Origin of the sequence: Bacillus sp. B1-WWTP-T-0.5-Post-4, assembly GCF_009183795.1 — a bacterium.
Classification (GTDB): domain Bacteria; phylum Bacillota; class Bacilli; order Bacillales; family Bacillaceae_G; genus Bacillus_A; species Bacillus_A cereus.
Window position 1 is genome coordinate 1 of record NZ_WEIJ01000025.1, and the last position, 6,125, is coordinate 6,125.

Sequence of the window (6,125 nt, forward strand, 5' to 3'; positions counted from 1 at the left end):
CTGCGCAAGCGGGATTCGATATGTTATCGACTGCGAAGAAAATGGTTATTAAACCGACTGCGCCTGACACTACGCCGAATGACTGGATCACTGTACCAAACGCAGCGGCGTCAGCTGATCCTGATTACACGTACGATCCTGACAACGAGCGTATCGCGAACATTACGTTCAATGCGTTCCCTGAGGCGGACGGCACTCTATATATCTTAGGTGACGAAACTGTCAAGGAAAAAGAAACGGTAAAGGCTTCCGTAACTAAATAAGCACGATAAATCAGGACTAGGGCTACGGCTCTAGTCTTTTTTGTCGTTTATCGGCGTTTATGTTCTTGTAAAGCACATTTTTTGTGTTTCGTCAAACTTGACAAGGAGGAAGATATATGATTAGAAAAATCACCAATGTTTTTACAAAGAAAGAAGCGAGTAAGGCGATGTTAGCGCCTGACACGTTAACGCTAGGTATGAAGAAGGTTCGTATCAGAAAGGTTACGCCGAAAGAGTTCAAAGAGCTGATCGCCGTATCGGGTAACGTTCCGAATCTAATTATTCAAGTAATTAACGCACCTGCGGATCAGTACGCTGCATATGCGATCGCGGCCGTAGAAGCTGCGACAGACGACTTCGTAACGATCACTTCGCAATTAACGGGTATCGATGTTGAATACCTGCAAGGCGAAGCGGGAATGTCGGAGATCGTAGAATACCTCGTACAAATGGTTAAATACAACGATCTAGAGCGTATGGTAAAAAACCTGATAAGCCTGTTACCAAAAGCGAAGAAGACGGAGGAAGCGACGGAGACGATCGAGGCTACGACGGAAGCCTAGACGATCCCTTCGAAGATTTTCTTCTCGAAATGGCTTCGGTAATGGGCGTTACACAAAGACAGATCGAAGAAGACTATTACCTTATCGATCTTGCTGCGTATGCTGAGAAATCAAGAAATCGAAAAGCTGCGCGCAAACTGGATCTACTAACGATCATAAATGCTAGAAACCTAGAGCAAAAAGAGTACCGCGAATTAATCCGCACATGGACGAGAGAAGCGGGAATCAAACCGAAAACAGAAAAGTTCAATCGTAGCAAATTCGAAGAGCTACGAGCACTATCGTAAAGGAGCGTGATTGTATGGCAGCAAATGCAGGCGAAGTACGGGCGCGGCTCGTACTCGATAACGCTCAGTTTAGGCAGGGCGTAAGTCAAGCAAGACAAGATATGCAAGGATTAAATCAGGGAGCGCAGTCGTCTTCGGAAGGCATGTCGGCGTTAAGCAAGGCATCGGCAATGGCGGGAAATGCCGTAGTAGCTGCGGTAGGTGCATCAGTAAAATCTGCGGCAAACTTCGAACAGTCAATGGCGAAAGTAAAGGCGATCTCAGGGGCGACAGATTCCGAATTTAAACAGTTAAGCGATACGGCGAAACATTTAGGGGCGACAACGCAGTTTAGCGCCTCGCAAGCGGCGGACGGACTCTCCTTCCTATCGTTAGCGGGTTTCAAAGCGCAAGACAGTATCGACGCAATACCATCGGTATTAAATCTAGCTGCAGCAGGCGCGATCGATTTAGGGTCTGCCGCTGACATCGCATCGAATATCATGACAGGTTTCGGATTATCCGCGAAAGACACGGGACATGCGACAGACGTATTAGCGAAAACCTTCACAACTGCGAATACTGATATGAATCAACTAGGTATGGCGATGAAATACGTTGCACCAGTAGCACATTCTCTAGGTTGGGGAATCGAAGATACGGCAGCAGCAATCGCGAAAATGTCCGATGCAGGTATTCAAGGATCGCAAGCAGGTACATCTTTACGTGCTGCGTTACTATCTTTAGCGAATCCAACGGGACAAACGGAAAAGGCATTCGAGAAACTGGGAATTTCGGTAGTAGATGCAAACGGACAGTTCAAGCCACTTCCTGAATTGATCGGTCATATTAGTTCGAAAATGGAAGGCATGACAGACGCACAAAAAACCGTAACTGCAGCACAATTAGTAGGTACGGAAGCGTCGGCGGGATTCTTAGCGTTACTATCACAAGGACAACCCGCGCTAGAAAACTATAAAAAAACATTAGAAGAATCGGGCGGAACTGCGCAACGAGTAGCGGAAATTCAGCAAGCTACGTTACTAGGCGCGTGGACTCAGTTACAATCAGCCGCCGAAGGTTTGGGAATCAATATCGGGCAGCAATTAATACCTGCACTTACTGCGGTAATGCAAGTCGCAGCATCACTAGTCGGATCATTAGCGCAATTAGATCCTGCGTTCTTAGTGGCAGGATTGGCGGCAGCAGGTTTCGCAGCCGCGGCGACGCTCGTATATTCAAATCTCGGTAAGATTAATGCGGCGATAAGACTTATGGGAGCTACGCTTGTTTCGAATCCTGCTACATTATGGATTGCAGGAGTTTCGGCAGCAGTCGGCGCATTGTCACTAGTTCTCATGAAAGCAAAAGGCGCTACACGAGAGTACAAAGAGGTTTCACTAGATACGTATAAATCGTTAGGTGAGCAGGCGCAAGGAATGTACGACCTAGCGGACAAGCACGACCAACTAAAGGGCAAGATTAACCTTACTACGGACGAGTTATTACGCTATCGAGATCTAACTAACGAAATCCAAAAGGCGGAAGAGGGCGCAGAAAAGCAAAAACTTATCGACGAATACGATCAGTTACAACAGAAATCAGGCGCTACGAAGGACGAGTTAAAAGAGTATCTAGATGTTAACGCGGAAATCATTTCGAAAGCACCTGCGACGGCACAAGCCTTCGACAAGAAGGGGAATTCGATCGCTAAAACTTCGGACGAGGCGCGAAAACTGGGCGACTCATATAAGGAAATGCAGCGTATAGAGCTCGAATTACAACAAACGCAACTTATGATTAACCAGAAAAAAGATCTAGAAGATATGGTAAAGGCTTCAAAGAACTATCAGGAATCGTTAAAAGAGCGTAAAGGACTCGAAGAAGCACAAGCTGAAGCTCAAGCTCGCTACAATAGGGCTAAAAAGGAATTTAACGAAGCCGTAAATCGCGGTGAGGAAAGGCAGATCGAAAAAGCAGGCGAGCATTTAAATCTTCAACGAGAGAGGTTACAAACTGCAAACACCGAACTAGCGATAAATAAGTCTGCGGGTACGGAATTAAGAGGGCATCTAAACGCAGCGCAACAAAAATTACAACTGAGCGAAAAAACTACGAATAAAATTATCGAAGAGCAAGCCGCAACCGTAGGCATTACGGGGGCAGTCGGAGAATTGTCAGGAAAGGTAAACGAGAAGTTAGCCGCCGAAGAGAAAGTACTAGCGGAATTAGAGAAACAAAAAATCGCTAACCACGGACTAGAGGGCGAGCAACTAGCGCAGTACGAGGCTTCATCTAAAAACGTCGAGAAGTTAAGAGAAGCGAAAACGGCTATCGATCAGGCGAAAGACAACCATAATCTCTACAAACAAGGAATCGAAGATACTACGGGATCTATCGAGGATATGAACGAAACACTAGGAAAGCCCGTCGATAAAAAGGTGAGCACGAACACCGACGAAGAGAAACAAAAAGCCAATGAACTGCAAGAAAATCTCGAAAAACCTGCGACGAAAGAAACAAAAGGTGATATCTCGGATTTCGAAGCGAAAGACGCCGAAGCCAATAAAAAGGGCTCGAAAGAAAACGTTAAGAAGACGAAGGGCGACACGTCAGATCACGATCAGAAGAATGCGGAAGCCGACAAAAAAGGCTCGAAAGAAAACGTCAAGAAGACGAAGGGTGATACCGCAGACTTCAATCAGAAGGACGCAAAAGCGAATGCAGATGCGCAAAAGGAAAACACGAAGAAGACGAAGGGCGATATTTCCGACGTAGAGAAGAAGAACGCAGACGCCGAAGCGAAAATGAAGGAAGAGGTTACGAAAAACCTGAATATGGACCCATCACAAGCAGATGCGGAACTAGATCGGGTAAGGGAAAAGGCGACAAAGACTGAATTCAAAGACGTCATTGTCAACATCAAAGAGTCGATCACACGTACAGTATCAAACATATTTAGGCATAACGGCGGGACATTATCACAAGAAACGAAACGTCCGAAGTACCATAACGGCGGATCTCCTGCGGGACTGGTCGCACATCGACCGAAGTTCGACGAGATAGACGCAAGATTACTCAAAAATGAAATGGTACTAACGCAAGCGCAGCAGGCGAGGTTATTTAACTTTATTCGTACTGCGAATCGACCTACTACGGTAGCAGCATTCGGACAACAAGGGGATCGTGGTAATCAAAGCGGCAACGTATACAACTCTACCGTTCAAGTAGCGGAGCTACATGTGCGCGAAGAGGCGGACGTAGAGCGCATTGCAGCGGAATTAAAGCGCATGGAACGAGCGAAAGAAAGATCGAGGGGGAGATAGAATGTCATTCATCTATAGAGGACGACACGCAAGCAGATACATGTTAGTAAATACGATCGAGCGGGATCTACTACCGCAAAAAACCGCAAATCTATTAAAAGCGTCGGGTAAAATCGGCGCTTACGATTTCGGATCAGAAACGGACGTAATGCGTTATAACGTTGTCGCTACGATAACGGCAGATACGGAATTAGAGCGAGAAACGAAGCTAGATGACATTCGGCGTTGGTTAAACGTACCTGACGGCGAATTAATCTTCGATTTTAAGAATCACGTAAGTTACACGGCAAAGCTCGACGGATCAACGCCTATAACGCCAATCGGAACAAGCTGCATGATTCAATTCACATTACTATGTTCTGATCCAGTAGGTGACGGACTAGAGAAAGAATATAAGATAGAGCGCGGAAATATGAAAACCGAAGTCGTGAACGACGGAACGGCCGAAGCGTATCCGAACGTACGTATTACATTCGCCGAAGATACACCGACAGTTTCCGTTATCGGAAAGGATTATGCGGTAACTGCGGGACAAGCGCCTGACTACAATAAACAGACAGTTCCATACGAAGAGCGTGTTTTATACGACGAGCTGATCGATGTACGACAATGGACGGATGCGAGCGAGATTTACGACGGGATCGTGTACGGTACATTCGAAAGTAACGGCTATCTATTCCACCAAAAGGGGTGGGACTACGGCGGAAACAAAGACAAGCCCGAAGATCGCTTCGCAGGTTGGCACGGCGCATCTATGTATCGTAACATTCCTGAGCCGATCGATAACTTTATGGTCGAGCTGCATTCTACGTTTAGATCGTGGGATCGTCGAGATATGGGAAGAGTCGGATTCTACCTACTCGATCAGAACGGCCGCAAGTTCGGTAATGCGCATCTAAACGATGTTACATGGCTTAAAACGCAGCAGATTGCGACAGTTAAGTTCGGCGACAATAAGAACGGTATCGCGATGGTTTACGATCGCGGCGGCTTCGATGGGGTTTGGTCTGAATGGAATAACGGAATTATCCGATTCGGACGCAAAGAACGCAAGGGCTACGTTACATGGTTTACGTACTTTGCGTTACAAGATGCGAAAACAGGACGATTCCATACCGAACTATATCGAGAGTATGCGGATTACACAGGGCGCTACCTTAACAAATTAGCAGGCATACAACTCGAAACATCGGCGCTAGGTAATGGCGACAAACGCTACTACATGACGTTAGATCACGTCAACGTATACAAGTACAACGAGAATCAACGCGAGCAGGTTAACGATATGGCGTTTAAGCGAGGCGACACGTTAGAGGTCGATATGGCTTCGGCGTCTATCTACAAAAACGGAATTCTAGCAAATGATATGTTAGATCCGTCTAGTGATTTCTTTAGCATTCCGACGGGACGATCAGAGATTGCGATCTACCCACCATCGGCAGGAGAAACAAGCATCAAATTCACAAATCGATATCTATAACCTAAAAACGCGAGTCTGTCAAATTACGATAGGCTCGCGTTTATGTATATGTGGGGATTCCACGGAAAGGCGGGATAAAATGACAAACGATGTTAACAGCATGATTATCGTAACGGATCAATACGGAAGACAATTAACGATCCTTACAAATCACCTACCGAAGACGCCGCAGTTTTTCGAAGACGGCCACTTCGAGCAGTTAGACGGACTACTAACATATGAGTTTA

General features: G+C 46.2%; 4 protein-coding genes and 1 pseudogene. All 5 read left to right on the top strand.

The genetic code is table 11. From position 1 onward, the window contains the following. A pseudogene (locus GBN91_RS28305) lies at positions 1-263 on the top strand (hypothetical protein); the annotation flags it as partial. A gap of 116 nt (positions 264-379) precedes the next feature. Next, positions 380-826 (top strand): hypothetical protein, encoded by a 447-nt coding sequence (locus GBN91_RS28310; RefSeq protein WP_061654627.1) that lies wholly within the window; start codon positions 380-382, stop codon positions 824-826. Between the two features lie 29 nt (positions 827-855). After that, positions 856-1,113 carry a hypothetical protein gene (locus tag GBN91_RS28315; protein ID WP_080450825.1) on the top strand — a complete coding sequence of 86 codons (258 nt, stop codon included), beginning with the start codon at positions 856-858 and terminating at the stop codon, positions 1,111-1,113. A gap of 14 nt (positions 1,114-1,127) precedes the next feature. Further along, positions 1,128-4,418, top strand: a complete 3,291-nt coding sequence (locus GBN91_RS28320; RefSeq protein WP_061654625.1) for a phage tail tape measure protein — start codon at positions 1,128-1,130, stop codon at positions 4,416-4,418. Between the two features lies 1 nt (position 4,419). Beyond that, positions 4,420-5,898, top strand: coding sequence for a distal tail protein Dit (locus GBN91_RS28325; RefSeq protein ID WP_061654624.1), 1,479 nt, complete (start codon positions 4,420-4,422; stop codon positions 5,896-5,898). The last annotated feature ends 227 nt before the right edge of the window (positions 5,899-6,125 follow it).